This window comes from Polaromonas sp. (assembly GCF_030682935.1).
Taxonomy (GTDB): Bacteria; Pseudomonadota; Gammaproteobacteria; order Burkholderiales; family Burkholderiaceae_C; genus Polaromonas.
Window position 1 is genome coordinate 1 of the sequence record NZ_JAUXNA010000173.1, and the last position, 2,086, is coordinate 2,086.

Below are 2,086 nucleotides of genomic sequence, written 5' to 3' on the forward strand. Positions count from 1 at the left end.
TCAAGTTGCTTTGCCCTGCCATCACATGGATCTGATTGCCAACGCGGGTGGAGCCGGTAAAAGCAATGCAATCCACATCCATGTGCAGCGCAAGCGGCGAGCCCGCCTCCGGCCCGTAACCGGGAACGACATTAAAAACCCCGGGCGGAATGCCCGCCGCCAGCGCCAGTTCAGCCAGACGCAAGGCCGTCAGCGGCGACTTCTCGCTGGGTTTCAAAACCACCGAGTTGCCTGCCGCCAGCGCCGGCGCGATCTTCCAGGCCGCCATGATCATCGGGTAGTTCCACGGCACGATCACGCCGACCACGCCCACCGGCTCGCGCGTGATCAGCGCCAGCGCCGTGGACGCGGTGGGCGCGATCTCGTCATAGACCTTGTCCACGGCTTCGCCGTACCAGCGAATGCAGTTGGCCGCGCTGTTCACATCCACCGAGCGCGCGTACTGGAGCGGCTTGCCCATGTCGAGCGTTTCCGTCAGCGCCAGCTCATCGGCATGCGCCAGCAACTGGTCGGCGAACTTGACCATGACGCGCTTACGCTGGGCCGGGCTCATGCCCCGCCAGCGGCCATCGTCAAAGGCCGTACGGGCGGCGGCCACAGCCGCATCTATGTCGGCTTCGCCGCAGCGGGCCACCGGTGTCAGCAGGCGGCCATCGACCGGAGAAATGCAGTCAAACGTCTGGCCGTTGCGCGCCGCCACGCGGTCGCCATTGATGAAAGCACGGCCATCAAATGTCACATCCGTCATAGTCACCTCGCATCAAAAAAAAGAAACTCTGCGCCGACTTGTCGCCGCCCGCCACCGGTCAGGCGCTCAGGGCGTGCCCAGCGCCGTCAGTTCAGCGCGGGTGGCGACTGCAATCTCGCGCTCCCGCTTGCGGGTTTGCCGCGCCACCCAGAGGCTGTAGGCCACGATGACCACGGTCACCGTCATGATCAACAGCGTGGCCGCCGCGTAAATCGTCGGGTTGATGCCGCGCCGTGCATAGCCAAAGATCACCTGCGGCAAGGTGTTGACGCCGGGGCCGGACAAAAATTCGGCAATCACCACATCGTCAAACGACAAGGTGAACGACAACAAAAAGGCCGCGAGAATCGCCTGAAAAATATTGGGCAGCGTGATCAGGAAAAACACCTGGTGCGGCCGCGCGCCCAGGTCCATGGCGGCCTCCTCGATGGCGCGGTTCATTTCGAGCAGGCGCGACTGGATCACCACCATGCCGTAGGCCATGCCGAGCAGGGTGTGGCCCAAAATGATGGTGAGCATGCCGCGCTGCGGCCAGCCAAAGAAGTTCTGCACCCCCACCATCAGCAGCAGCAGCGACAGGCCAATGACCACTTCGGGCATCACCAGCGGCGCGTTGACCATGCCGGAAAAAATCGTTCGTCCGGTAAAGCGGCGGTAACGCACCAGCACAAAGGCGGCGAACGTGCCCAGTACCGCAGACAGCACGCCCGAAACCGTCGCGACCTTCAGCGACAGCCAGAAGCCTTCAACAATCTTGGTGTCGCGGGTCAGGGCCTCGTACCAGCGCAGCGAAAAGCCTGTGAATTGGGCGTCCTGGCGCGTGCTATTGAACGAAAACACCACCATGAAGATCAGCGGCAGGTATAAAAACAGAAACACCAGCCCCAGCCACAGCTTGCCGAAGTTTTTTTCCAGAAAGGTTTTCATGGCCTTGCTCCTTACTTTCCGGGCTCGGCGCGCTCTTTCGCATCGCCGGTGTAGTGGTAGTAAATGGCCAGCGGAACCACAATCAGCGCGATCATGAGCACGGCCAGGGCAGTGGCCCGAGGCCAGTTGTTGCTGGTAAACATTTCGTCCCACACCACGCGGCCAATCATGACGTTCTCGGGGCCGCCAAGCAGCGAAGGAATGACGAACTCGCCCACGCAAGGAATGAACACCAGCATGAAGCCGGCAATGATGCCCGCCCTGGACAAAGGCACCGTGACCAGCCAGAACGCCTTGAACGGCGAAGCGCCCAAGTCATGGGCCGCCTCCAGCAGGCGGAAATCCATCTTCACCAGGTTGGCGTACAGCGGCAGCACCATGAAGGGTAAATACACATAGGTCATGCCCACC

Annotated in this window: 3 protein-coding genes; all 3 read right to left on the minus strand. The window is 61.8% G+C overall.

Going from position 1 to position 2,086, the window contains the following annotated elements:
* Positions 1–748, minus strand: a 748-nt coding sequence (locus Q8K05_RS07910; protein ID WP_305246034.1) for an aldehyde dehydrogenase family protein, incomplete at its 3' end; no start/stop codon positions are given.
* A gap of 66 nt (positions 749–814) precedes the next feature.
* Positions 815–1,675, minus strand: coding sequence for an ABC transporter permease (locus Q8K05_RS07915; RefSeq protein WP_305246036.1), 861 nt, complete (start codon positions 1,673–1,675; stop codon positions 815–817).
* A gap of 11 nt (positions 1,676–1,686) precedes the next feature.
* Positions 1,687–2,086, minus strand: a 400-nt coding sequence (locus Q8K05_RS07920; protein WP_305246038.1) for an ABC transporter permease, incomplete at its 5' end; no start/stop codon positions are given.

Coding starts and splice junctions, on each gene's coding strand:
- Q8K05_RS07915 (WP_305246036.1), bottom strand. CDS start 1,675: ATGAAAACCTTTCTGGAAAAAAACTTCGGCAAGCTGTGGCTGGGGCTG.